Source organism: Micromonospora sp. NPDC023633, from assembly GCF_040640035.1.
Lineage (GTDB): Bacteria > Actinomycetota > Actinomycetes > Mycobacteriales > Micromonosporaceae > Micromonospora.
In genome coordinates, this window is sequence record NZ_JBFABB010000092.1 from 1 (window position 1) to 21538 (window position 21538).

At 72.9% G+C, this 21538-nt stretch carries 38 protein-coding genes; 1 reads left to right on the top strand and 37 read right to left on the bottom strand.

Going from position 1 to position 21538, the window contains the following annotated elements; all coding sequences use genetic code 11:
* Window positions 1-118: 118 nt before the first annotated feature.
* Genes AB0G13_RS24680 through AB0G13_RS24710 form a run of 7 tightly spaced genes read right to left on the bottom strand, consistent with a single transcriptional unit; the run spans window position 119 to window position 6659 of the window.
* On the bottom strand, window positions 119-640 hold the full coding sequence (locus AB0G13_RS24680; protein WP_357878488.1) for a hypothetical protein: 522 nt from the start codon (window positions 638-640) through the stop codon (window positions 119-121).
* Complete coding sequence (locus AB0G13_RS24685) at window positions 633-1535, bottom strand: major capsid protein (protein ID WP_357878491.1); 903 nt, start codon at window positions 1533-1535, stop codon at window positions 633-635. Before AB0G13_RS24685 ends, AB0G13_RS24680 begins: the two co-directional genes overlap by 8 nt.
* 19 nt (window positions 1536-1554) lie before the next feature.
* Window positions 1555-1932: a DUF2190 family protein gene (locus AB0G13_RS24690; protein ID WP_357878494.1), complete on the bottom strand. Its 378-nt coding sequence runs from the start codon at window positions 1930-1932 to the stop codon at window positions 1555-1557.
* 3 nt (window positions 1933-1935) lie between these two features.
* Window positions 1936-3300, bottom strand: coding sequence for a head maturation protease, ClpP-related (locus AB0G13_RS24695; RefSeq protein ID WP_357878496.1), 1365 nt, complete (start codon window positions 3298-3300; stop codon window positions 1936-1938).
* Window positions 3300-4550: a hypothetical protein gene (locus AB0G13_RS24700; protein WP_357878499.1), complete on the bottom strand. Its 1251-nt coding sequence runs from the start codon at window positions 4548-4550 to the stop codon at window positions 3300-3302. The genes AB0G13_RS24695 and AB0G13_RS24700 overlap by 1 nt, the downstream gene beginning before the upstream one ends.
* Before the next feature lie 23 nt (window positions 4551-4573).
* Window positions 4574-6220, bottom strand: coding sequence for a hypothetical protein (locus tag AB0G13_RS24705; protein ID WP_357878502.1), 1647 nt, complete (start codon window positions 6218-6220; stop codon window positions 4574-4576).
* Window positions 6221-6230: 10 nt separating this feature from the next.
* Window positions 6231-6659, bottom strand: a complete 429-nt coding sequence (locus AB0G13_RS24710) for a hypothetical protein (protein WP_357878505.1) — start codon at window positions 6657-6659, stop codon at window positions 6231-6233.
* 71 nt (window positions 6660-6730) lie between these two features.
* Here AB0G13_RS24710 and AB0G13_RS24715 point away from each other — a divergent pair, with 71 nt between their 5' ends.
* Complete coding sequence (locus AB0G13_RS24715; RefSeq protein WP_357878508.1) at window positions 6731-7516, top strand: hypothetical protein; 786 nt, start codon at window positions 6731-6733, stop codon at window positions 7514-7516.
* Between the two features lie 639 nt (window positions 7517-8155).
* Here AB0G13_RS24715 and AB0G13_RS24720 read toward each other — a convergent pair.
* From AB0G13_RS24720 to AB0G13_RS24865, 30 genes are read right to left on the bottom strand one after another with little or no spacing between them, the layout of a single operon-like run.
* Entirely contained in the window at window positions 8156-8536 is a 381-nt protein-coding gene (locus AB0G13_RS24720) for a hypothetical protein (protein ID WP_357878511.1), read from the bottom strand.
* On the bottom strand, window positions 8533-9417 hold the full coding sequence (locus AB0G13_RS24725) for a hypothetical protein (RefSeq protein ID WP_357878514.1): 885 nt from the start codon (window positions 9415-9417) through the stop codon (window positions 8533-8535). Before AB0G13_RS24725 ends, AB0G13_RS24720 begins: the two co-directional genes overlap by 4 nt.
* A gap of 33 nt (window positions 9418-9450) precedes the next feature.
* Complete coding sequence (locus AB0G13_RS24730) at window positions 9451-9600, bottom strand: hypothetical protein (RefSeq protein ID WP_357878517.1); 150 nt, start codon at window positions 9598-9600, stop codon at window positions 9451-9453.
* Window positions 9594-9830, bottom strand: coding sequence for a hypothetical protein (locus tag AB0G13_RS24735; protein ID WP_357878520.1), 237 nt, complete (start codon window positions 9828-9830; stop codon window positions 9594-9596). The genes AB0G13_RS24730 and AB0G13_RS24735 overlap by 7 nt, the downstream gene beginning before the upstream one ends.
* Complete coding sequence (locus AB0G13_RS24740; protein ID WP_357878523.1) at window positions 9827-10981, bottom strand: hypothetical protein; 1155 nt, start codon at window positions 10979-10981, stop codon at window positions 9827-9829. Before AB0G13_RS24740 ends, AB0G13_RS24735 begins: the two co-directional genes overlap by 4 nt.
* 26 nt (window positions 10982-11007) lie before the next feature.
* Window positions 11008-11337 (bottom strand): WhiB family transcriptional regulator, encoded by a 330-nt coding sequence (locus AB0G13_RS24745; RefSeq protein WP_357878526.1) that lies wholly within the window; start codon window positions 11335-11337, stop codon window positions 11008-11010.
* On the bottom strand, window positions 11334-11627 hold the full coding sequence (locus AB0G13_RS24750; RefSeq protein WP_357878529.1) for a hypothetical protein: 294 nt from the start codon (window positions 11625-11627) through the stop codon (window positions 11334-11336). Before AB0G13_RS24750 ends, AB0G13_RS24745 begins: the two co-directional genes overlap by 4 nt.
* A 2-nt stretch (window positions 11628-11629) precedes the next feature.
* Complete coding sequence (locus AB0G13_RS24755) at window positions 11630-11980, bottom strand: hypothetical protein (RefSeq protein WP_357878533.1); 351 nt, start codon at window positions 11978-11980, stop codon at window positions 11630-11632.
* Between the two features lie 57 nt (window positions 11981-12037).
* Complete coding sequence (locus tag AB0G13_RS24760) at window positions 12038-12247, bottom strand: hypothetical protein (RefSeq protein WP_357878536.1); 210 nt, start codon at window positions 12245-12247, stop codon at window positions 12038-12040.
* Window positions 12244-12675 (bottom strand): hypothetical protein, encoded by a 432-nt coding sequence (locus AB0G13_RS24765; protein WP_357878538.1) that lies wholly within the window; start codon window positions 12673-12675, stop codon window positions 12244-12246. Before AB0G13_RS24765 ends, AB0G13_RS24760 begins: the two co-directional genes overlap by 4 nt.
* A 3-nt stretch (window positions 12676-12678) precedes the next feature.
* Window positions 12679-13779, bottom strand: coding sequence for a DUF6085 family protein (locus AB0G13_RS24770; RefSeq protein ID WP_357878541.1), 1101 nt, complete (start codon window positions 13777-13779; stop codon window positions 12679-12681).
* Window positions 13780-13792: 13 nt separating this feature from the next.
* On the bottom strand, window positions 13793-14083 hold the full coding sequence (locus AB0G13_RS24775) for a hypothetical protein (RefSeq protein ID WP_357878544.1): 291 nt from the start codon (window positions 14081-14083) through the stop codon (window positions 13793-13795).
* Complete coding sequence (locus AB0G13_RS24780) at window positions 14080-14208, bottom strand: hypothetical protein (RefSeq protein WP_357878547.1); 129 nt, start codon at window positions 14206-14208, stop codon at window positions 14080-14082. The genes AB0G13_RS24775 and AB0G13_RS24780 overlap by 4 nt, the downstream gene beginning before the upstream one ends.
* Complete coding sequence (locus AB0G13_RS24785; RefSeq protein ID WP_357878550.1) at window positions 14205-14450, bottom strand: hypothetical protein; 246 nt, start codon at window positions 14448-14450, stop codon at window positions 14205-14207. Before AB0G13_RS24785 ends, AB0G13_RS24780 begins: the two co-directional genes overlap by 4 nt.
* Window positions 14451-14472: 22 nt before the next feature.
* Entirely contained in the window at window positions 14473-14826 is a 354-nt protein-coding gene (locus tag AB0G13_RS24790) for a hypothetical protein (protein ID WP_357878553.1), read from the bottom strand.
* On the bottom strand, window positions 14823-15074 hold the full coding sequence (locus tag AB0G13_RS24795) for a hypothetical protein (RefSeq protein WP_357878556.1): 252 nt from the start codon (window positions 15072-15074) through the stop codon (window positions 14823-14825). The genes AB0G13_RS24790 and AB0G13_RS24795 overlap by 4 nt, the downstream gene beginning before the upstream one ends.
* Window positions 15071-15406 carry a hypothetical protein gene (locus AB0G13_RS24800; RefSeq protein ID WP_357878559.1) on the bottom strand — a complete coding sequence of 112 codons (336 nt, stop codon included), beginning with the start codon at window positions 15404-15406 and terminating at the stop codon, window positions 15071-15073. The genes AB0G13_RS24795 and AB0G13_RS24800 overlap by 4 nt, the downstream gene beginning before the upstream one ends.
* Window positions 15403-15672, bottom strand: coding sequence for a hypothetical protein (locus AB0G13_RS24805; RefSeq protein ID WP_357878561.1), 270 nt, complete (start codon window positions 15670-15672; stop codon window positions 15403-15405). Before AB0G13_RS24805 ends, AB0G13_RS24800 begins: the two co-directional genes overlap by 4 nt.
* The gene (locus AB0G13_RS24810) at window positions 15669-15878 is read right to left on the bottom strand and encodes a hypothetical protein (RefSeq protein ID WP_357878563.1); all 210 of its coding nucleotides are present in this window, start codon (window positions 15876-15878) and stop codon (window positions 15669-15671) included. Before AB0G13_RS24810 ends, AB0G13_RS24805 begins: the two co-directional genes overlap by 4 nt.
* Entirely contained in the window at window positions 15878-16240 is a 363-nt protein-coding gene (locus AB0G13_RS24815; RefSeq protein WP_357878566.1) for a hypothetical protein, read from the bottom strand. Before AB0G13_RS24815 ends, AB0G13_RS24810 begins: the two co-directional genes overlap by 1 nt.
* Entirely contained in the window at window positions 16233-16556 is a 324-nt protein-coding gene (locus tag AB0G13_RS24820; RefSeq protein ID WP_357878569.1) for a hypothetical protein, read from the bottom strand. Before AB0G13_RS24820 ends, AB0G13_RS24815 begins: the two co-directional genes overlap by 8 nt.
* A complete protein-coding gene (locus AB0G13_RS24825) occupies window positions 16553-16741 on the bottom strand; it encodes a BldC family transcriptional regulator (RefSeq protein WP_357878572.1) in 189 nt (62 codons plus the stop codon). The genes AB0G13_RS24820 and AB0G13_RS24825 overlap by 4 nt, the downstream gene beginning before the upstream one ends.
* Window positions 16738-17235: a hypothetical protein gene (locus AB0G13_RS24830; RefSeq protein ID WP_357878576.1), complete on the bottom strand. Its 498-nt coding sequence runs from the start codon at window positions 17233-17235 to the stop codon at window positions 16738-16740. The genes AB0G13_RS24825 and AB0G13_RS24830 overlap by 4 nt, the downstream gene beginning before the upstream one ends.
* Entirely contained in the window at window positions 17235-17543 is a 309-nt protein-coding gene (locus AB0G13_RS24835) for a hypothetical protein (RefSeq protein WP_357878579.1), read from the bottom strand. The genes AB0G13_RS24830 and AB0G13_RS24835 overlap by 1 nt, the downstream gene beginning before the upstream one ends.
* Window positions 17533-18672 (bottom strand): hypothetical protein, encoded by a 1140-nt coding sequence (locus AB0G13_RS24840; RefSeq protein WP_357878582.1) that lies wholly within the window; start codon window positions 18670-18672, stop codon window positions 17533-17535. Before AB0G13_RS24840 ends, AB0G13_RS24835 begins: the two co-directional genes overlap by 11 nt.
* Window positions 18669-19259, bottom strand: coding sequence for a hypothetical protein (locus tag AB0G13_RS24845; RefSeq protein ID WP_357878585.1), 591 nt, complete (start codon window positions 19257-19259; stop codon window positions 18669-18671). Before AB0G13_RS24845 ends, AB0G13_RS24840 begins: the two co-directional genes overlap by 4 nt.
* Window positions 19256-20026 (bottom strand): ERF family protein, encoded by a 771-nt coding sequence (locus AB0G13_RS24850; protein WP_357878588.1) that lies wholly within the window; start codon window positions 20024-20026, stop codon window positions 19256-19258. Before AB0G13_RS24850 ends, AB0G13_RS24845 begins: the two co-directional genes overlap by 4 nt.
* Window positions 20026-20889, bottom strand: a complete 864-nt coding sequence (locus tag AB0G13_RS24855; protein ID WP_357878592.1) for a hypothetical protein — start codon at window positions 20887-20889, stop codon at window positions 20026-20028. Before AB0G13_RS24855 ends, AB0G13_RS24850 begins: the two co-directional genes overlap by 1 nt.
* On the bottom strand, window positions 20886-21140 hold the full coding sequence (locus AB0G13_RS24860; protein WP_357878595.1) for a LuxR C-terminal-related transcriptional regulator: 255 nt from the start codon (window positions 21138-21140) through the stop codon (window positions 20886-20888). Before AB0G13_RS24860 ends, AB0G13_RS24855 begins: the two co-directional genes overlap by 4 nt.
* Complete coding sequence (locus tag AB0G13_RS24865) at window positions 21137-21478, bottom strand: hypothetical protein (protein ID WP_357878598.1); 342 nt, start codon at window positions 21476-21478, stop codon at window positions 21137-21139. The genes AB0G13_RS24860 and AB0G13_RS24865 overlap by 4 nt, the downstream gene beginning before the upstream one ends.
* Window positions 21479-21538: the final 60 nt, after the last annotated feature.

Sequence of the window (21538 nt, forward strand, 5' to 3'; positions counted from 1 at the left end):
CGGAGAGCCAGCCACCGGCCTGACGGCGCGCGATCCCCGCGGCGGCCGTATCGAACTCGTCGACCGGCAGTCGCAGCAGCTTCCGCAGGTCCTCCGTGTCGAACAGGTCCGCCACCGGTCAGCCCTGCGGCGGGGTCGGCTCGACCTGGTAGTCGACGCCGGCGCGCCGCTTCAGGTCGTCCAGGTTCATCGCCTCGGCCTGCGCCCGGGCGGTGTCCTCGTCGAGGTCGTCCGGGCGCTGGGCGACGTGGTACGCCACCCAGTCCGCCTTCGGCGCACGCGCCGTCGGCCGGCCGCCCTCGGTCTCGCCGGCCGCTCCGGACCGGCTGGGGACGGTGGTCGGGTCGATCAGGCCGGACTGGATGCGCGGGTCCGCCGACCCCGCCATCGAGGTGCGATCCTCGACGTCGGCCGGGTCGACGAACACCACGCCCGGCGCCGCCGCCCGCCGGTCGACGAACGCCCGGAAGTCGGAACCCTCGGCCAGGTCCTCCTCGGTGGCGAACGCACCGTGCCGCTCGCCCCGCTTGAGGTCCTCGTCTCGCGTGATGTCGACCGTGTCGCCCCGGACGGCGGACTGATGCCTGCCCTCGTCGTCGATGTACCAGAAGCTGCCGTGAACGATCGTCTTCTCAGCCATTGAGCCCGGTCACCTTCTTGATCGAGTACGGGTTGGTGACGTACATGATCGGGACGACGGAGGACTGCACCCAGTCGCGCTTGGTCGCCTGCTCCTCCCACGTCTCGGTCTCCAGCGGCTGCTCGACGCGCAGCTCCCCGACCTGGCCGCGGGCCACCGCGTACGCCGTGCCGTTGGCCACCCGGTTGCTGGCGAACAGCTCGTCGATGCCGGCTGCCTCCAGCATGTCGGGAAGCGCGTTGCCGTAGGCGGTGACCAGGTCCATCTTCTGCTTCGGGTTGACGATCCAGAGGTCGTACTGCACCCCGAGCTCGTCGACGTCGGCGAGGTACTGCGCGTTCGCGAAGTCCGCGGCCGGCCAGCCGGAGTTGTTGGTCTGGCCCGCGCCGGCAGTCACCACCGTGGCCCAGTTGTGGCCGACGAACGTGCCGGCGCCGCCGAGCGACGCGATCGCGGCCTCCAGCACCGCCACCGCGTTCGTGTTGACCCGGCGGACGATCGTGTTCGCCAGTTGCGTGACCTGGTTGTTGAAGAACGCCACGTCGTTGCGCCGCCGCGCCTCGCGGGTGATGAAGAACTTGCCACCCCAGTCCTCGGGCAGAGCGACCTTCGGCGTCGGCCGCTGCGAGCCGACGATCGGGTACTCGTCGCCCGGGCCGCGACGTTCGACGTCGCGGTCGGTGTAGAGCTCGTTGACGGTCGCCTGGTCGTAGACGACCGAGCCGGTGGCGGTGCCGCCGGTGGCGAAGATGCGGTCGACGATGAACCGCTGCAGGGTGAGGTCCATGATCCGGCGCGTGATCCGCGTCGGCTGCTTGAGGGCCTGGTCGACCGTCAGCGTGTTCCCGGTGATCGTCGGAGCGGCCAGCGGGTACGCGGTCTGCTGCGTAGGCATCTGACGTGGTCCCCCTTTCTCAGTCGAGCGCGATCTGCGCGAGAGTGCCGGCGCCGGCGGCGGTGACCACCGTGCCGACCCGGATGCCAGCCGCGAGGACCGCGGCCTGGCCGTTCGCGCCGACCTCGACGCCCTGTCCGGCGGTGAGCGCAGCCGCCGCGGTGACCGGGACGATGAACCCGGAGCCCCGCAGGATGCCGACCTTCTCGCCGGTCGCCGCGTCATAGGCCGCCACGCCGAACGCCTTGCCGGCGGCGGTGGCGTGCGCGACGCTGATCGACCCGTCCGCCTGCCGGTTGCCGGAGATTCCGACGAACCGGCAGCCCGTCACGGCGGCGGTGGCGTGGCCGGTGATGCGCCGTCCGGGCTCGTAGAACGGGATGCACTCGTTCGCCATGGGTCAGTCCCCCTTCCGGCTCGGGGCCGGCGTGCCCGCGAACCAGTAGTCGTCTGCGGCGGCCGGGTCGGCCGAGGCCTTCGCGTCCTCGCCGGCGTAGCCGATCTCGTCGACGGGCACCAGGCCCGGCTTCAGCTTCGCCAGCGTCTCGGCCGCGCCCGGGTCGGCCTCCAGCTGCTCGACCCAGTGCTTCGCTCGGGCCGGCGGGATCCGGCCGTCCTTCACGGCCGCCTTCACGGTCGCCTCGCGCTGCTCGCGCAGCTGCTGCGCCCGCGCCTCCCGGCCGTCGCGGGCGTCCGCGAGCAGCTGGGCGTGCTGGGCCTCGTCGAGCACCACGGTGCCCGGTGCGGTCTGCGGCGCGGACGGCCGCTCGGCGAGCGCGTCGACGGCCGCCAGGATGGCGGCCGGGTCCGCGTCGTCGGCGACGTCGAGCCGCTTCCGCAGGGTGTTGAGCTGCTCGTCGCTGAACGCCACGTCGCTGCCCCTCTCCTGTTCGGTGGTTGATCCGGCCGCGGACGCGGTCGGAGGTCGGCGGGCCGCCGCGAGGGCGGGGGCCGGTGCGTTGGCGCGGCCGGCGTAGCGGAACGCGCTGAGGTCCTGGTCGGCGCTGGCGTACGAGTCCCACAGGTCCCAGAAGCTGCCGGATCCGCCGGGGGTGACCTGCTCGCCGGAGGCGCTGCCCTTGTCGTCGTCGGTCGCTACCCGGTCGGCCAGCCGCGCCGCGACTGCCTCGTCGGCCGTGTACCACGTCTCGGCCTGCATCAGGGCCCGCCAGTCCTCGGCCTTCCCGCCGGCTCGGGCCGCGTACGTGGAGGCGATCGAGTCGCTGACGCTGGCCAGCATCCCGGCGGCCTTGGTCATCTCGTCGGCGTTGCCGATGCAGACGCCCCAGCCGTCGTGGATCATCATCTGCGAGCCGACGCCCATGACGACCTCGTCGCCCGCCATGGCGATCACCGAGGCGGCGCTGGCGGCCAGGCCGTCGACGTGGACGATCACCTTTGCGCGGTGCTGCCGCAGCACGTTGGCGATCGCGACACCCTCGAAGACGTCGCCGCCGCGGCTGTTGATGTGCAGCCGGATCAGGTCGACGTCGAGGCTGGCGACGTCGCGCACGAAGTCGTCGGCGTCCATGCCGAGCCAGCCGCCGATGGTGCCGTACACGTAGACGTCCGCGCTGGCGCTCTTCGCCGGCCCGTCGTCACCGTCGTCGGCGGCCGCGGCGAGTACCGGGCCGACCCGGTACCACTCCGGCGTCGCCTCGGCCGTCGTCAGCGCCATGGCGCGGCGGTGCGACTCCTGCACCGCCCGGGCCAGCTGGTCCGGGCGGCCCTGGAGCAGGTCGAGTAGGTCGGCCTGTCCCTTCATCAGCTACTCCCATCGTCGGCCGGCGCCGGTGCCGGGTTGTCCTTGGCTGGCAGCCCGTACTGCTGCCGGGCGTCTTCCTCGAGGGAACGGTCAGGCCGGAGAATTCCGGCGTCGACGAGCAGCTTCATCGCCTGCGCGGTCGCCTGCTGCCTGCTGCCGATCTCGTCGAACACCACCAGCGGCGCCGGCTCCTCTTCGCCGAAGTTGTGGTCGACCAGGTCCTCGACGATGTGCTGGCTGGCGACGTCCGCGACCTCCTGCGCCAGCGTCTGCAGCGAGAGGGTGAAGAAGTCGGCAAAGGTGCTGCCGAGCGCCCACGACCCGGTCTGCGTGCCGAGGTTGAGGAAGTGCGCGAGCACCGATCTGCCGATCTGCTCGTCGTGGTACCGGATCGACGGCAGCGCCTGCGGCAGGTCTCCCTCGACGCCCCGCAGCACTAGGTCGGCGCCCTCCGGCACCGCGGCGCCGGCCGACTCCCCGGAGCGCCACTGCTGCGCCATCGTCGCGCCCTTGGTGAGGTCGGTCTCGCCCTTGCCGCCCTTGTAGAGGGGGATGCCCATGCCGTTGCGCTCGATGGTCTGCGCGTCGACCCTGAGCAGCCGGTCCTTGATCAGCCAGTTCTTGTAGCAGCCGCGCAACACGCTGCGCCCCAGCCAGTTGCTGCCCTCGCGCTCAAGCACGTACGCGACGAGGCGGTCCACCGGAATCGGCCTCTGCCGCTCGCCGATCTTCGACGAGAACTGGGTGATCGACACGAGGCCGCCGTCGTCGGCGACGTTGATCTGCTCGATCGTTCGCGGTAGCCGCGGCGCCAGCTTCCGCAGCCGCGCCCGCTTCCCGTCATCGGTGATCCGGTACACCTGCTCGAAGTAGGCGTGCCCGAACGGAAGCATGTTCAGGGCCAGGCGCAGGTGCTCTTGCCAGGAGAACCGGTCGCGGGTGCGCGGTAGGGGCTGCGGCTCGGCGCCGACGATCGGCAGGCCGAGGTTGTCGGCGACGAACTCGGTCACCTCGTCGCGGGCGCCGGCCGGGTTGATCCGCCACGGCGTGCGGCGCACCGGGTACGTCACCGCCCGCAGCACCGACCCGACCTGCGCATCGTGCGAGCGCATCGCGTCGTACACCTCGATCGAGCGCGGCCACCGCAGCTCCGGCGTCGGCTCCTCGTCGGCGAACTCCATCCAGCCGAGCACCGTCGACCGCGACGCGTAGCCGATCTCCATCACAGGCGCAGGCGGTGTCGTAGGCATCGACGGTCACCTCCCGTCCGTTGTCAGAACCCTGCGGTCATCAGGTCCCCGGTCTCCGACCAGCCGGCCGTCGCGGGGATCGACACCGGCGCCGGCGGCGGCGGTGCGTCAGGAGCCAGGCCGCCGTCCTCGATGGCGCGACCCCGGGCGTGGTAGGCGAGCACCGCGGCGACCGCCAGGTCGATGAGCATCCCGTCGCCGCGCTTGGCCAGCTTCAGGTAGTACGCGGCGAGCTCGGTCTCTTCGCCGGGACGCAGCTTCTTGCGCGACCCCTTGACGATCACCGCGTTCTTCATGTGCTCGGCGAGCTGCGCCGAGCCGTCGTGCGTGATGGTGGACGCGGCCTCCTGGAACCGGCTGATCGCCTTGTCCATGCGCTGCTCGACGTTGGTCGGGAACTCCATCACCAGGCCGGGGTGCGCCGCCGACCACAGGTCGAGGTAGTCCTGCCACCGGTAAGGGTCGGCGTACATCAGCGCCACCTGGTAGGCGCTGAACACCTCCCGCACCCTCCGGTCGACGTCGGTGCGAGGCACCCGCCAGTCCGGGCCCGCGTTCGCCGGCCGGGCCCACACTCCGAGCTGGAACAGCCGGCCATCCATGAGCCGGGAGGCCACCAGCGCCGTCGCGTCCCGGTTGCGGGAGCCGTCGAACCCGACGGCGATGCGGTCACCCGGGCGCAGCTGGTCGGAGCGGGCCATCGTGTCCCAGTGCGTCGGGTCGACCAGCATCGACTGGCCCACGACCTCCTCGTTGAGGAAGTAGCGCCGCCGGTCGGCCTCCAGGTGCCGGCTGGAACGGGCCTCGTGCATGATCCGCTTCAGGTTGACCCAGCCGCCGCGCTCCCGGGCGCTGTCGCCGTACTGCCGTTGCAGCTCGGCGTACAGGGCCTCGTCGTCGCTGAGGTCGTCGACCCGGTTCGGCGCGACGGTGTCGATGTAGATCCGCTCGTCGCCCGACTCGGCGGTCACCTGCGCCTCGGACCCCTCGGTCGGGTCCGGGGCGTTCGTCAGCTCGATCCACCGGCCGTCCATGCCGGCGATGTTGCGCTTCACGTTGCCCGCGACCCGCCGTAGTCCGCCCTGCAGCGTGAACAGGTGCGGCTCGGTGATCGACGCGAACGTCATCGGCGCGCCCAGGCGGCTCTTCGCCGACGTGGTGGCCGGCTCGATCTTCCCGCCGCCCGGCAGGATTACCCGGGTGTCGCCGATGTCCAGGCCCGACATGTCGGCGAGGGGGCCGTTACGCAGCATCGACAGCAGCGGCCGCCATGTGTTGTCCGTCTGCGCCTCGGACACCCCGAGACACACGATCAGCGGCGTCGGGTAGGGCGCGCCCACCGGCTCGCCAGCGGCGTCCCAGCCGTCGAAGCGGGTCGGACCGAACGCTTCCGCCAGGTCGATGGCCGCGCCCAGCGGGTCCTTGCCCCACTTCTGCACCCGCCGCAGCTGGGCGCCGAAGTACCGCAACGCGTCCGGCGCCGGCCAGGGCGCGGCGTACGGGTACAGCCGGTAGAAGTGGATCAGGAACGTCCACATCTCGTCGGTCAGCCGGTACGGCTCGCCCATGCGGTAGCCGTCCGGCACGACGCAGTGCGCCTCGATCCACTCGCCGACCGCGTAGCCCAACGTCGGGAACTCGCCCGGCTCGCTCGGCCCCTTCCACGGCATCGGACCCCCCTCACGCGGACCCGGCGTCGACCGCCTTGATGCGTCCACGGGCACCGGACGCGCCCTGCTTCTGCTCGCGCCGCTCGGCGACCTCGTCCGCCGCGACCGTCCACAGCAGCAGCCGCATCGCCTTCGGCGTCAGCCCCAGCCGGTCCTCCAGCGCGGTGACCTGGCCCATGATCGCCGCCGACGCGTCCGGCAGCTCCGAGCGCACCATCGCCCGGCAGTACCGGGCCACCGTCCGCGTCCAGCCCAACCGCTCCCACGCCACCGCCTGCGGCGTGCCCCAGAGCTGCGCCCAGGCTGCCAGCTCATCGCTGCTGGCGCGCCCCGGCAGCGGCCAGGCCGGCGGATCGCCCTCGCGGCCCCTCGCCGGCAGGATCAGCGGCCCCACACGCGCATTCCGGCGCGCCGGGTTGTCCTTCGGCGGCTGCGGCACGGCCCACCTCCCTCGATCGGGCCGACAATTCAGGTTTCGTCGCGCCGTCGTGCCGCCCTACCGTCTTGGCCATGACTGGCGACGACGAGCAGCAGCTGTTCGCCGAGATGTTCCGGCAGCTCGACAGGATCGACCCGTGGCTCAAGCGCCTGGACCCCGACGGGCCGCGCGAGCGCCCCCAGGAGCGCAGCACGCTGAGCCGCGACAACAAGGAGACGGACCCGCACCAGCTCAGCCAGGCCGCCTGGCACGCGCTCTCGCACGCCGTCGACCACCTGCACTGCCTGCGCACCCTCCTCAAGGACGCCCAGGTGATGCACATGTACGCCCCATACTCGCTGGCCCGCGCTGCCCTGGAGAACGCGAGCGCGGCGGTGTGGCTGCTCGCCCCGGACGACCGCGCGGAGCGGATTCTCCGGCGGCTGCGCTTCGCCGCGCTCGACATCCGCGGCAGCGAGTCGGCGATGAAGCTGCTCGGCGCGACCGGGCCGAAGACCGAAGCGGAGCGCCGGGACGAACTCAAGGCGATCGCGAAGCGGCGAGGTGTCGATGAACGTGAGGCCGTCAAGCACGTGAGCTACGCCGAGATCGTCCAGGCCGCCGGTGACGCCATGCCTAGCGGCAACAAGCCTTACCTGCTCACCTGGAAGATCTGCAGCGCCATCGCGCACGGCGACCTCTGGGCGACGCTCAACGTCGTCAGCTTGGAGGAACTGCCCGGCGCGCCTCCCGACCTTGCCCACCTAAAAGTCACAGCGAACGTCGGGACGCTGTCCTCCGCCGTGCGCTACGCCGTCAGGATGACCGCCACTGGGTGGCGCCTCTTCGACGAACGCGGCACCCGTCACGCACGGTAACAAATCGGAGGGTGGGAAGCGTACAGACGCCGAGAAGCCTGCCCCGGGGGTCCTCCTGGCTTCATGATCCAGATTTTTTCGTCACGCTGCGTTACCTCCGGGCGGTCACTCCCGGTCACCCTTAGTGCCGTTGCACGATCGGCAGAGCACGCCGAGGGGTTGTCGCTCGTCGCCTCCGGCCGCGACTGCGCGCGGGTGATCGGCGGTCAGGTCGGTGGCGTGGTGCGCTGGCCTGCGCCAGCCGGGGCACCAGTCGCCGTGCTTGCGTCGGTGCTCAGCCACGGCCTCGGCTCGGCGCTTGTCCTCGCCGGGCAGGCGCGGGCGGCGGACGCGCTTGGCTCGCAGGACGCCGCGGTCCCGAGCCGCTCGACAGTCGGGGCAGCGGGTGCCGCTGGTCGGCCGGTCGCAGTCGAGGCAGGGACGCTGGGGCATGGGTCACCCCCCGAGGTTGCGCCAGATGCACAGGGCGGCCGGGATGCCGACGATGGCGAGGGCGTACAGCACGGGCATCAGCAGGGGTGGACGGCGTCGCATCGTTCACCCCCGGGCAGCGAAACAGCCCGGGAGCTGGGCGCTCAACCGGGCTGTTTCGACACTGGGTCCGTCTGCGCGACAGCGTTGCAAACGATCTCGCCGCTGTCAAGCTGGGTGGTCGGCGGGCGGGTCGCCGTCACTCCACGGCTTGCGCAGCGGGACGGTCGCGCGCTTGCGCAGCACGTGGTTCCCAGTCACCACCAGGTTGCCGTCCTCGCCTCGGGCGAACACGTCGGTGGTGATGGTGTCGCGGTCGTGGTCAATCCTGATGTCCGCGTCAGCCGGGATGTCGCTCGGGTCGAGCCCGTTGTCGCGCACCCACTGGCAGACGCGCTTGCGGTACTCATCGCTCATCAGGAGCCCGGTTATGGGCGTCGTGCTGGGCGGCTCGACCCGCCAGCCGGCCTTGCGCAGCTCGGCGGCCATCCGCTCGGCTCCCTCGAGGGCCTCGGCGGAGGTGGCGCCGAGGTCGGTGCTGTCGCTCATGCTGCACGTCCTTCCGGGTCGGTGGTGTCATCATGCCGCGCCTTGCGCGCCTCACGCTCGGCCCGGGCCGCCGCCTTCGCGGCCGCCAGGGCGAGGACCTCGCCGAGGACGTACCGGGGGCGGGGTCTGCCGCCCGCGTCGCGGTGCACCCACAGCGGACCCTCGACTCCGTCGGGCAGCGGCTCCAGCTCGGCGACCAGGTCGCCACGGGCGGCCCAGCTGCGGATGGTGCCCTCCGGGATCTGCGGGTACGCCTGGCTGATCTGGCGGGCGGTGTACGCCTGGTCGGCGGTCTGCCCGTCGAGGAACGCCCGCCGCTCGGCGACGGCGTGCCGGGCGCCGCAGGCGCGGCAGACGGCGGTGTTGGCGCCGACGCGGGCGTGCAGGTCGGCGGTGCACCGCTGGCCGTCGTCGAGGTCGGCGCCGCACTGGCCGAGCCAGCGTCGCTCGGCGGGGCCGGCGGCGATGCCGCGCACGATGCCGGCGGCGACGCGGGCGTCGCGGTACGCCTCCTCGGCGTAGGGGTGCTTGCGGATCCACCCGACCTGCCCGGCGAGGTAGCGGGCGGCGGCGATGAGCGGGTCGCGGCCGGCGGGCGCCTGGTCGTGGCGTTCGCCGGCGACGTGCCGGGCCCAGGTGGTGATCTCGTTCTGCACGACGGTGAGCCGGTGGCTGGCGGTGAGGTTGAGCGGGATGCGGCCTCCGTCGGCGTGGCCCCGGGTGGGCGCGCCCTGGCGGGCGAGGCCTGCGGCGACGTCGCGGGCGGCGGGTACGGCGTCGGCGAGGTCGTGCAGGTGTCGGTAGGCCCGGTCGGTGCAGTGCTGGCAGGCGTAGGCGGCGTCGGCCTGCGGGCGGTCGCAGATGGTGCAGGTGCTGGTCATGCGGGCCTTTCGCTGGGCGGGTTGTGCGGTGGGTCAGCGCCTGGCGTAGCGGGCGCGGATCCGGTCGTGGATCTGCTGGCGGGTCGGCTCGGTCCAGCCGTGCCATCCGGCGTCGGGGTGCCAGGTCTGGGCGTGGTCGCGGCGGGCGACGCCGCAGTGCCGGCACCCTTCGGCGGTCACCACGGCCGTAGCCACGACGCGACGTCGACGGGCTGCGCGGGGTACGCGCACCCGGCCGATCGGAGGTGGCGCAGCTCCAGGGCGACGAGCTGCTCGGCGCGGAAGGTGCCGACGAGCATGGGTCGCTGGCAGGTGCAGCGGCTGGGGTCGAGCAGCATGGGCTCGACGAGCCGGCGGTCGCCGGTGGCGGGGCCGGGCGTGGTGCGGCGGGTGCGGGTGCGGGCGACGGTCACAGCTGCTCCTGGGCGGTCGGTCGGCGGATGGCGGCGGCGGCGAGCTCGGCGCCGCGTCGGGATCGGGTACTGATGTCGGGGTCGTGCAGGCAGGTCCGGCCGTCGCGCTGGCCGTGCTCGTCGCAGAGCCGGCAGGCGTCGATGGCGGCACGGGTGGCCTCGGCCTGACCGCGAGCGCGCTCGGACTGGGCACGGGCGACGGCGGCGGCCTGGTCCTGGAAGTACCGCTCACGGGCGCGGCGTGCATCGGCGCATCGGCCGCACGGCGGCGGGTCGGGGTGGTCGATGTGCTCGTCGCATCGGGAGGGGGGCGGCCCGGCCGGGTCGGCCGGCGGCGGCGTCTCGCGCACGCCCGCACGCGCCCCCCCAGTCGAAGACTGGGGGCGGGGACCGGGGTCCGCGGAACGAGGACCGGGGCTAGGGGAAGCACTACTTACGGCCGTAACTACTCCCCGTTCCCCGGGAGTACCGGCGCTAGGGTTCCCGGAACCCTTCCCGGAACCCTTCCCGGAAGGGTTACCGGAACCCTTAGCACCTGCGGAAACGTCGCCCCCGTCGCCGTCGGTGCTGCTGTCGTTGACGGTGCGTGCTGGGTCGGAGGAAGGGTTCCCGGAAGGGTTGCCGGAAGGGTTCCTATCCCCGGGAGTACCGGCCGAAGGGTTCCCGGAAGGGTTCGGCGAAGGGTTCCCGGAACCCTTCTCGGCCGTCGCGATCATGTCCCGGACGATCCCGGCCGACGCCTCGGCGAGGTCGTCCGCCACCAGCACCCGGCGCAGCTCGACCGCCAGGGCGTCGAGGATGGCCCGGCTCGACACGACCGCGAGGTGATCGGCGGCGGACCGCAGCACGTTCGGCTGCCGGTACACCTTGTCGCGGCGGATGAAGGACCGGATCAGCATTTCCTCGGTGTCCTCGTCGACCACGATGAACCGCGCGGCCCGCAGATCCTTCAGGTCCCTTTCGACATCGGCTCGCGTCATTCCGGCGGCCTTCTTGCTCCAGCGGCGTTCGCGCAGTGCGAGCACCCCGTCATGGGCCAGGTCGGGCTGCGAAATCAGGAACATGAACATGCGCTGAGCTGTGGGGCTCAGCGCCAAGAAATCGGCATCCGTCCAGATGCTGACCGCAAGTCGTGCTTCGCTGCGGGCCACTTCATGCTCCTCTGTGCTGTGCGGTTTCAGTTGTGGTTCTGGCGCAGGTTGTCGGGCTGGTCATTGCGTGGGGCGAGGGCGATCCGTTCGTACTGGCTGAGGCCGCCCCACACGCCGTACAGCCAGCGCGCGGGCTGCTGGAGCGCCCAGTCGCGGCAGGTGGCGAGCAGGGGGCAGGTGCCGCAGATGGCCTTGGCCTGCTGGATGGCGCGCATGGTGCCCTTGCCGTCGCCTGGGAAGTAGAGGGCGGTGGCGCCGCGGCAGGCGGGCTGGATGCCGTCGGCGGTGGCGCGGTCGAGCCAGGCGGGCCAGGTGCCCCAGTGGGTGGGGTGGGTGGTGGGGGTGCGGGCGCTCACTGGCGTCGTCCCTTCTTGCGGGGTGCGGGGCCGCGGGCGGCGGCTTCGTTGCCGCACGTGTCGCAGCGGGTCGGGTACCAGTGGATGAGGCCGGACTGGTACGGCTTCTCGGGCGTGAGGTAGCCCCCACACGCCTTATCGCTGGCGGGAGCACGGCAGGTGCCAACGGGCTCGCCGCGGGCGCGTGCGTCTTCCCACGGCGCAGCGTTGATCCGGCCGCCGTCGAGGCGGAACTTCCGCCAGATGTCGGGGGCGTGGCGGGTGGGGATGAGCGGCGCCTGGTGGGTCACGGTCAGCCCTCCACCTGGTCGCGTCCGTCGAAGCCCGGCCGAACGGTCACGCCGTGGCGCTCCTGCAGCAGCGCGATCGCGCGGTGAACCGGGCCGGTGGGCAGTAGGTAGAAGGCGACGAACCCGCCGTCCTGCTCGCCGTACTCGACGGCCTTGGTCACGCAGTCGGCAAGCGCGTCGACCAGCTCCCGCTCCCTTCGCTGCGCGTACCGGGCCCACGCCTTCGCGGTGACCGGGATGCCCTTGCAGGAGTGGATGACGGGCCACACGTACTTGCCGCAGCCGTCGCATTCGGTGCGGCCGTCGCCGGGGTCGGTGTGGGGGTGGTCTGCGAGGGGGTGATGGGTCTTCACGTTCTCTCCATCGCTCGCGGCGTCCGGAACGCAACAGACGTTCTCGTCGGGCACTGGTCAGCCCTCCCGGGGCACGACGACCGACGCGGCCCGCAGGGCGGCCATGGCGTCGTCTGCGGCGTGTCGGGCACCTGCGGGGATGTGCGTGCGGTGGCTGGGCTCGCCGAGGTGCGCGACGGCCTGGTCGACGTCGGCGATGGGCCACACGCGGGTGGACATGGCGCCGTCGGTGTGGACGGTGACGGCGGCGAGCAGGTGCTGGGTCATCGGGCCATCCCCAGCCAGCGGGCGGCCCGCCGCCACAAGCCAGGTCGGTTGGTGTGCGCCCCGTCGAGGGCCTGGCGGAGTCGTTCGGCGCGCCGCTCGGCGAGGTCGGCGGCGGCCAGGCGGCGGCCCTCGGCGATCAGGGCCGGCGCGGCGGCCGCCACGGCGATGCCGGCGGCCCGGCCGGCGCTGACGCAGTGCAGGTCCCCGTAGGGCTCGACGGTCAGCGGGCGGAGCGCCTTGGTGGCGGCGGCGTGGGCTTCCTCGAGGGCGGGGCCCGCGAGGGTTGCACGGGTGGGGCCGGTGGTGGGGCGGGGCTGGGTGCCAGGCACGTCGCGTCGCCACCAGGACGGCGAGCCGGGTCGGGTGTCGGGGTAGGTGGCGTAGCCGGGGCGGGTGGCGGCCACGGCGCGCAGCTGCTCGTCGTCCACCGGTCAGGCCTCCGTGCGGTCGGGGTTGGCCGGGCAGGTGGTGGTGCAGGTGGATGGCGGGCACTGGATCAGCCGCTGCGGCACGATCCGCTGATGCTTGGTGGCGGCGGTGACGTGCTCGTTCCACCTGGCGCCGGTCCACATCTCGGCACCCGTGGAGGTGTTGACGCAGAGTTCGGCGTCGGGGGCGAAGGTGGGGAGGCCGGAGGTGTGGTCGTGGTCCGGCGCGGCGGGCGTCTGCTCTTCGGCGTGACACCAACACCCGCACGCGGCGCAGACCGGGGCGGTGCACTGGTCGTCGTGGAGGCGGTCGCCGAGCAGGAACACGTCGCCGAGGGTGCCAACCGAGCAGGTGTACCGGCCGCCGGCGACGAGCGGTGTCAGGTCGGAGGTGACCTGCCGTTCGGCGAGCCGGCGTACCGCGCAGTCCCAGTACGTCGGGTCCTCGCGCGGTACGCGGCTGACGGCGGCCGGGCGGCAGGTGGCTGGGTGCTCCAGCGTCCATGTGCCGTCGGCGGCGAACGCGATGACGTGCTCGCGGGTGGGGCGCTCGTCGGCCGGCACCGGGTTGCCGACGGTGCAGTAGCCGCCGGCCCCGTGGCGGTGCTGCGGCGTACCGGGCTTGCAGGGGCACCGGTCGGGCTGGTGGCAGGTGCACGGGCAGGTGCCGGTCGGCGCGCCGGCCGCCGGTGCGACGGCCTGCTCGTCGACGCTCTCGCCGACCCGGAGCCGACCGTCGATACCGTCTACGGTCACCACGTAACGACCGGGCGGCACCGGTGGCCCGTCGAGGTCCTCGGCGGCCTGGTTGACGGCGCAGCCGAACAGGTCACCGAGCCGGCAGGCCAGCGGGTGCTTGATCGTCCATCCGTCGGCCCGGAACTGGATGACGTGGCGGGGGTCGTCGTCGGCCGGGGCGAGCCGTCCGGCGGCGGTTAGCGCGTCCAGCACTGCACGCAGGCCGCTCCGGTCGCAGCAGTCCTCGGTGTTCATCTCCGGGTTGCACGGGGGTGCCGGGTGCTGGCTGAGGTGCAGGCTCCACGCCTTGGCGAACGTCTCGTGCAGGTCGTCGACGTCGGCGTCGGTGTACGGCTTATCGGTCATCGGGTACTCCGGGTCAGACGTAGTCGGCGAGGATGCGGGCGGCCTCGGCGGGTGGGGTGTCGGGGGCGCAGATCGCGGCGCAGCGCTCACCGCCTGGGGTGGTGAGGTGCCATCCGTGCTCGGGGTCGTCGAGCCAGCGCAGCCAGACGATCTCGTCGCCCTCGATGACGGGCAGGTTGCACTGCTCCTCGTCGAGGTCCAGGGCGTTGAGGTCGACGGGCACGTCGAGGGCGACGAGCTGGTCGACGACGGCGCGGACGTAGTCGGATCCGGTCAGCTGCGCGGTGCGGTCTGGCTGGGTCATCGGTTCGTCCTCCGTCGGAGCTTGGCGGCGAGCAGGCGCGCCCGGCGCGGCCGGAGCCGTCGGGCGCGGATGATGCGCGGCGTGACGTGCCGCAGGACGTCCGCGAGGATCAGCCGGTCGATCACGGCCGCCACCTCGCGCGGCGGCCGTCGATGCTGGCCCACTGGCCCCGGCGGTTGATCGGGTCCGGGCTGTCGATGCGCTCGTAGTCCTTGCGGGACTTCCAGCCCGTCTCGCCCCGGTCGTCGACCGTTGCTCCGCAGCACGGCGCCTTCCACATCGAGCAGTCGGTGTAGCGAGCGGTGACGGTCACCGTGCCGAGGTCGTAGACGCCGCCGCACCAGGTGCAGCGGACAGGCTGCGACATGCCCCCGCGTCCGGCTCTTGGGTCAGGCATGGTCTTCCTCTTTCGGCAGTTCGATGAAGGTGGTCAGGTCGAGCCGACCGGCGATCGCCTCGACCGTCGGGCACGGGCCCTCGCACAGCGGCTCCTCGCAGCCCAGGCACCACGGGCACCGGCAGTGGCAGTGCTCCCGGCCGCCGCTCGGCGCGTCGAACCAGCCGCGTCCCTCGCACGCGAAGCAGTCCGGGTCGGGCCGGCCAGTTGCCGACGGGTCGCTGGCGTGGATCGGCAGGACGGCCAGGACGACGCCGCGCAGCAGCTCGTCGGTGCCGGGCTGCTCCAGGCGCTGGTGGATGGCGTGCAGCGCCTGGTCGTGGGTGGCGATCAGCAGGTCGTTCACCGCCGCCGCCACTCGTGGGCCTGCGGGCACGTCACGAAGTGCGACTTCCGCAGGTTCGTGCGGCCGAACGCGCGCTTCGCTGGCACCACCACGGCGGTCAGCTGCCCGTACTGCTCGACGAGCTGGACGTTGCCGCCCGGGCCCGGCTCGGCGTCGACGGGCATTGCCTTGCCTCGCTCGGTGACCGCCCAGATGACCTGTGCCGGGCACGACTTGCACTTCTCGGTCGGGTACTCGACGGCGCTCATCGGCCGGCCGCCAGGTGCCGCACGTCATCCGACCAGCCGAAGCACCACCGGCACTGCGGCAGACCCATCGTTGGCGCGGTCGGCGCGAACTCGTGCCCGACGTCGGTTCCGGCCAACGCGCCCAGCTTCGGCGGCAGCGGTCGCGCCGCCGCCTCCGTACGGGCCACCCATCCGGCGGCCGCGGCCCGGGTTTGGCTGTACTCGTCGCGGCAGGGTTGGCAGGGGCGCTGGTTGGCGTTGCGGTGCCGGTGGTAGCCCCGCAGGGTGCCGCACACGCCGGTGTCGGTCGGCGCCGCCGTGACCGGCGGGGCCTCCATCGCGGTGGTCGTCACGCCGCCGCTCCTCTCGTCTCGATCCGGGTCCGCCCGTGCCGGGCGAGGACCTGCGCGACCCACACCTCGTCGAGCTGGCACAGCGCGGCGATCTGCCGGGCCGTCCAGCCGTAGCGGTCGAGGGTCAGCAGGTGCGCGACCCGCTGGTGCTGGTCGGGGATGCCGGCGCCCCGGCTGGCGGCCGGCATCGGGTGTGTCGGTGCCAGCCGGGGCGCGCGGTACCGCTCGTCGAGCAGCGCCGCGTACAGCTCGTCGTGCTCGGTCATGCCGGCCGCTCGGGTGGGCGGAGCAGGTTCCGCAGGTCGAGCAGCGCGTCGACCATCTGCCGGTTGCCGCCGGCGGTGCGGAGCCGCTCGTCGACGAGGGCGATGGCCTGGTCGTGGCGGCCGGTCAGGTGGGCGACCTGCGCGGTCAGCTGGGCGAGCCGGACGTGCGTCGGGTCGGCCGGCTGCGGAACCTTCGCCCGGCCCATCACGGCTGCCTCCGGTCGATCGCCTCGACCCACGCCACCGCGACAGCGGCGACCTGGAGCAGTTCGGCGCGCAGCTTGGCCGGGTCTTCCTCGGCGAACACCTCGCGCATCTCCTCGTCGAGGATGTGCCGCCATGTGACGAGGCCTAGACCTGCCGCGTCCTGGCATAGTCGCCGCGAAACGTCGGCCAGCTCCCGGTCGGCCCACCCGTTGCGGGCGGTGCCGTCGGGATGGTTCTGCTCGCCCCACTTCGCGTCCTGCCGCCGCCGCTCGTCGAGGACCTCGGCCAGCACGCCGTACACCACGGGCCCGTCAAGGGTGATGGTGTGTGCGCACTGCCCGGTGCAGATGTGCTCAGCCACGGCCGCTCACCCCCGCCCGACGGGCCAGCACCGCCGAGCGCCACAGCTCGGTCAGCGCGGCGTACTCCTCGGCCATGTCGTCGTGGCTGCTGGACGCGTCGAAGCCGCACGCGGCCAGCTGGTCGACGTCCATGCCGAGGGTGTGCAGGTCCCAGCTGCCGAGGGCCTGACCGAGCAGGCAGTTGCAGGGGCTGGCGACGTCGAGGGTGGCGACGTCGATCAGCTCGTCCCAGCCGGGGTGACGCGCGTCGAGCCACGCCATGCCGACCTCGACGCGCTGGCGCAGTTCGCTGGTGGTCATCGCCGGGGCCGTCACGACGACTCCCCGGCGAGCAGCGCCCGCACCTCGGACTCGCGGAACCGGCGGTGCCCGCCCGGCGTGCGGATGCTGCCGAGCCGGCCGGCGGCGGCCCACCGGGTGACGGTCTTCGGGTCGACGCGGAACAGGGCGGCGACCTCGCCCGGGGTCAGCAGCCGGTCATGCGTCCGTTCGGCCGTCACGATGCCTCGCCCCCGTCGCCGGCCGGGGCGGCGCCGGGCAGGAACGTCACACTGCCCGGTGTCGACCGGGCGGCCCGCTCCCCTTCGGCCTCCGCCGCCTTCCGCTCCGCCCGCTCGGCGAGGATCTCGTCGGCCGAGGCCTCCGGCACCTCCCGCTCGCCGTCGCCCTCGCCCTCACCGGGCAGCACGCTGAACAGGTCCGCCGGCGGCGTGTCGTCGATGCCCGTCCGGTCCTTGAAGCGCCGCTGCAGCAGCGACCGGACCACCTCGATGTCGGCCTCGTCCTCGACGACCTCGATGTGCGCGATCCGGATCGTCGGCGTGCGGCTGCCGTCCTCCGACGACACCTTGTAGAAGTTGGGCTCGATCCGGACGAGCCCCCAGTACTGCGCCTCCAAGAGGGCGTCGTCGACCAGCTTGTCCTCGATCTGCACGAGGCCGTTGCGGGGCCGGTTCTCCTTGGACCACGCCGAGCTGATGTTGACCGTTCCCACTACTTCTCCTCGGTGTTGGTGATGGGGCCCCACTCGGTGACCCCGTTGTCCGCCCGGTGCCAGCCGGCGTGACCGGCCGGCAGGGCGCAGTTCGCTGGGTTGCCGAACCCGGCGGTCAGCCGGTTGCCGCAGCGGCCGACGTTCATCGCGGCCAAGGCGTCCGCTCGGGCCTGGTGAGTCACGGACTCGATGTGGTGCCGCACCGCCGCCTTCGCCGCGCGATCCCGGTCGGCCCGGGCCTGGTCGAGCTGGGCGCGCAGCCGGCGCACCTCGCCGTCGACGAGGCGGGCCAGGAGCTCACGCAGCACCGGGCACCTCCCGGCGCACGATCAGCACCGTCACCGGGATCAGCGGGTGCTCGTGGTCGAGGGTCGGCACGGTCGTCCGGAACCCGCAGTCCAAGCACTGCCGGGCGTCGTAGCGGTCCATCACTCGCGACGCGGCCGCCACCGACACGGTCACCGCGTCGTCGAGCGCGGCCTTGGTCCGCTGCGCCCGGGCACCGGCCCGGCCCAGCTCGGTACGCAGCTGCGCGACGGTGGCCTGCTCGGTGGCCAGCTCGGCGGCGAGGGCCTGGACGCGACGCTGCGCGTCCTCGGCCTGCCCGGCGGTGCGCTGGTGCGCGGCGCGCTCGTCGGCCAGCGCCGCGGCCGTCTCGTCGAGCAGCTGCGCCATCTGCTGGCGAGCGGTCTCAGCCCGTGCCAGCTCGGCGCGGGCCTCATCGCGCTCGGCGGTGAGGGTGAGCACCTGGTGGGCGAGGTGCGCGCGGCGCCGCTCCTGGCGGATCGCGTCGAGGCGACTCTGGAGCCGGTCGCGCTCGCGGCGGGCGTCGTCCCGCTCGGCGGCCAGCGCCTCCGCGACCTGGACCGCCTGCACCAGCGCCGGGTCAGGCCCGGTGCGCGCTACGACAGTCCGCTCGGCCACGACGTCCTCGCACAGGGCGTGGTCGTGCTCGCCCTCGTCCTCGCCGTTCGGGTAGGCGCACGTCGGCTCCGGCTCGGCGAGCTGGGCGTCGATCGTGGCGACCTGCTCGACGTACGCGGCCTGCGCGACAGGGTCGGCCACCACCGGCGGCGGCGCCGGGAAGAGGTTGCAGTGGCCGCAGTCGTCACCGCAGTTGCTGTGGGCGCCGCTCACCGCCGGCTCGTCGACGGGCTCCGGCTCGGCCTCGACCTCGGCCAGCGACGGGTGCACGCCGGTCAGCTCGTCGCGCTCCGCCTGGTCGATGTCCGATGCGAACCCGACCGGCCGGACGAACTCGACCGCCGGCTCATCGGCCGGCTCCGGCGCGGCGGCCGGCGCGGTCTTCGGCGGCTCGTACTTCCCGCACGGGCAGTCCAGCTCCTTGCAGCCGCGCTTGCCCAGCTTGTGCGACCACTGCCCATGCGAGCACCAGTCGCACGATCCGGCATCCAGCACGGCGGTCGGCGCGCTCACTGGGCCACCACCGGTCCGGCCTCGGTGGCCAGCGTCGGCCACTTCGGCACCGCGAGCGCCCGCCGCTGGTGCGCACTCGTCACCGAGACGAGCGGCTGCCCGTACGCCGCCATCCCCAGGCTGAGAAGAGCGACCGCGTCGCACTGGTCGGAGTCGCGCGGGTCGATCTGCATCAGCCCGCCGTACGTCGACAGCACTGCCTCGATGACCTTGTCCTTGGTCACCTTGTTCTCGCCGTTCGTCGCCCCCGACCCGGTCGCCCAGACCTTCACCGTGGACGGCTGCACGTCGACGTACGGGATGCCCTTCGTCCACAGCCAGTGGAGAACCACCCCGCGCAGCATGTGCAGCGGGGCGTCGCTGGCACCCGGCCGGCTGAACGAGCCCTCGACGACGACGAGGTGCGGGCGGCACTTCACCGCGGCGGCGACGTCGGCTAGGACGTGGTGCACCTTCTTGTGCAGGTCGAGCAGCCCGGTCTTGACGGTGCGGCAGCCGAGCCGCGGCGTGCCGTCGTGCCAGTGGGTGTGGGCGATCCCGGCTGCCGAGGTCGACAGGTCCAGGGCGACCATGCGCAGCGCGGTCACCGGCCCTCACCCGCCTCGGCCGCGGCGGCCAGGGCCTCAGCCAGCGCCGCCCCCGGGTCGTCCGACTTCGCCGCCGCGTCGAGCGTGTCGATCAGCGCCGAGGCCTCCGCCTTCGTCAGCTCGTTCGACGACTCCAGCTTCCGACCGGCCAGCTGCGATGCGACGTTCAGCCGGGCCGCCCGGTCCTGCACGCCGACCTTGCCGAACAGCGCCTGGACCATGCCGCGCTGCGCCGGCGACAGCCCGGCCGACCCGTCGGTCGGCAGCGGCGGGCCGCCGGGGCGGGCCGGGCGCTGGGCGCGCTGCGCCGTCGGCCGATCCTCGGCGGGGCCAGCCGGCTGCCGCGGCTGCTGGGCCCGCTGTGCGTACCGGCGCCCGGCAGCGGCCTGTCCGTCGTCGTCCTCGTCCTCGGCGGCCACGCCCGTCAGTGCCAGCAGCACGTACCGGCGGGCGTACGTGATCGCCGAGCCCATCTGCTGCGGGTTCTCCGACAGCTTCAACGGGTACCGGCCGCCCAGCTTGTCGCCCGACGGCACGTGTACCAGCTCGTACTGGAGCACGAACTTCCCGTCGTCGAGCAGCGTCGGCGCGGTGGTGTAGATGATGCCCAGCTGGTTGAGCCGGGCCAGCACCTGCGAGTTGACCTGAACCAGGTCCGCGTACTTCGTGCGCTGGTTGCCGACCTGGCCGGCGCGGTTCTTCGTCAGCACCGGCGGGTCAACCTGGAAAGCGGCCAGCGCCTCGGCGAGGGTCTTCGGCTCAGCCATCAGAACGGCGCCCCGTCCGGCTCCGGCAGCACCTCGACGAGCTGGAAGCGACCCGTCGTCGGCGGGATCACCGGCTCGCCGACCAGGTCCCGCGACTCCGCGCAGAACCGGGCCACCTGCTGGATGTAGAGGAAGTCGCGGTACTGGTCCCGGTCGGCCAGCACCGGCCGCAGCTCGTAGCCGTTGGCGGTGACGTGTACCGCGCCGGTCCACGCAACCTCGGGCATCTCGATGATCTGCTCGCTGCCGTCCTCCGGATCGCGGGCGATCAGCCACTCCGAGTGCCGGTACGGGGCCAGCTGCACGGCGACGTCGCCGAAGATCCCCGACCGCGAGGTCTTGATGTCGAGCAGCGCCCGCACGTACCCGTCGTCGGTGCGCTCGACGTCGTCGTACTCGGGCAGGTCGGGCAGCCGCAGGTCGGCGATCAGGTCGAGGGTGCCGACGTGCCGGTGCGTCTCGGAGTAGACGACGGCCTCGACGTGCACGGGCTGTACGTCGAAGTCGTCGAGGAAGGCGACGTACGACTTGACGTAGCCCTCCAGGCCGGGCGGGATGGTGACCTGCTCGCCGAGGATGAGGCGCTCGCCGAGCTTGTGGACCTGGGTGCCGCGGTTCGCGGCTTCGTCGCGGCTGGAGTACCGGCCGGACTTGAGTGCCTTGAGGCGGGCGGCCGGGCCCATGGTGGCCAGCTCGTCCCAGTGGTCGATGGCGTACTCGGCGGTGGCGTCGCCGGCCCAGTTGATGAGTGCGGGCTTGGGCAGGCCGTTGCCGTTGATGGTGGTGACGCCGTCGACCTTGGTGCCGGTGTCCTCGTCGACGTACCAGTGGTTGCGGCCGCGGGCCTTCTTGACGATCTTCACTGCTGGTGTGCTCGCTTCTGGTTGGGCGCCGGCAGTAGGCCGGCGCGGATGGTGATGGCGACGGCGTGCGGGGCGTTGGTCGCGCCGAGGCGGGCGTACAGCCGCTGGAGGCGTCGGCTGGTCGCTGCGTGCGTTGCGCCGATCCGCTTGCCGATCTGCTGCTGGGTCAGCCCGTCGGCGACCATCTGGAGCACCTGCACGTCCTCCGGCGTGAGCAGCCGGTTGAGCGCCGGGCGGGCGGCCACGGTCATCGGGCTGCCGCCAGTCCGGCGCGGGCCTGCTCGCCCAGCTCCCGCAGCCACTCGGCGGCGATGCCCCGCACCGCCGCGTCGGACAGCGTCGGCACGATCGACTCGACGAGCTCCGCCCGCCGGCGGCGCGCTGCACGCCGCGGCGGCATGGGCTTGCGGTCGACGGCGGCCCACGCCCCCGGCACCCGCCCGACGATGGGCGGCGCGGGCTGGGCGGCCGGGGCGTGGTAGTCGGACAGGTCGTGGTCGCCGGTGTCGCGGCCGGCGTAGGCGACCGCGCCGGCACCGAGACCGATCAGGGTCAGCATGGGCCAGGCTGTGGCCAGGTCGGACAGCATCAGGACTCCTGGGGCAGGTCGGGGTGGTCGGGCTGGAGCAGCGCGAGGACGAGCAGCGGA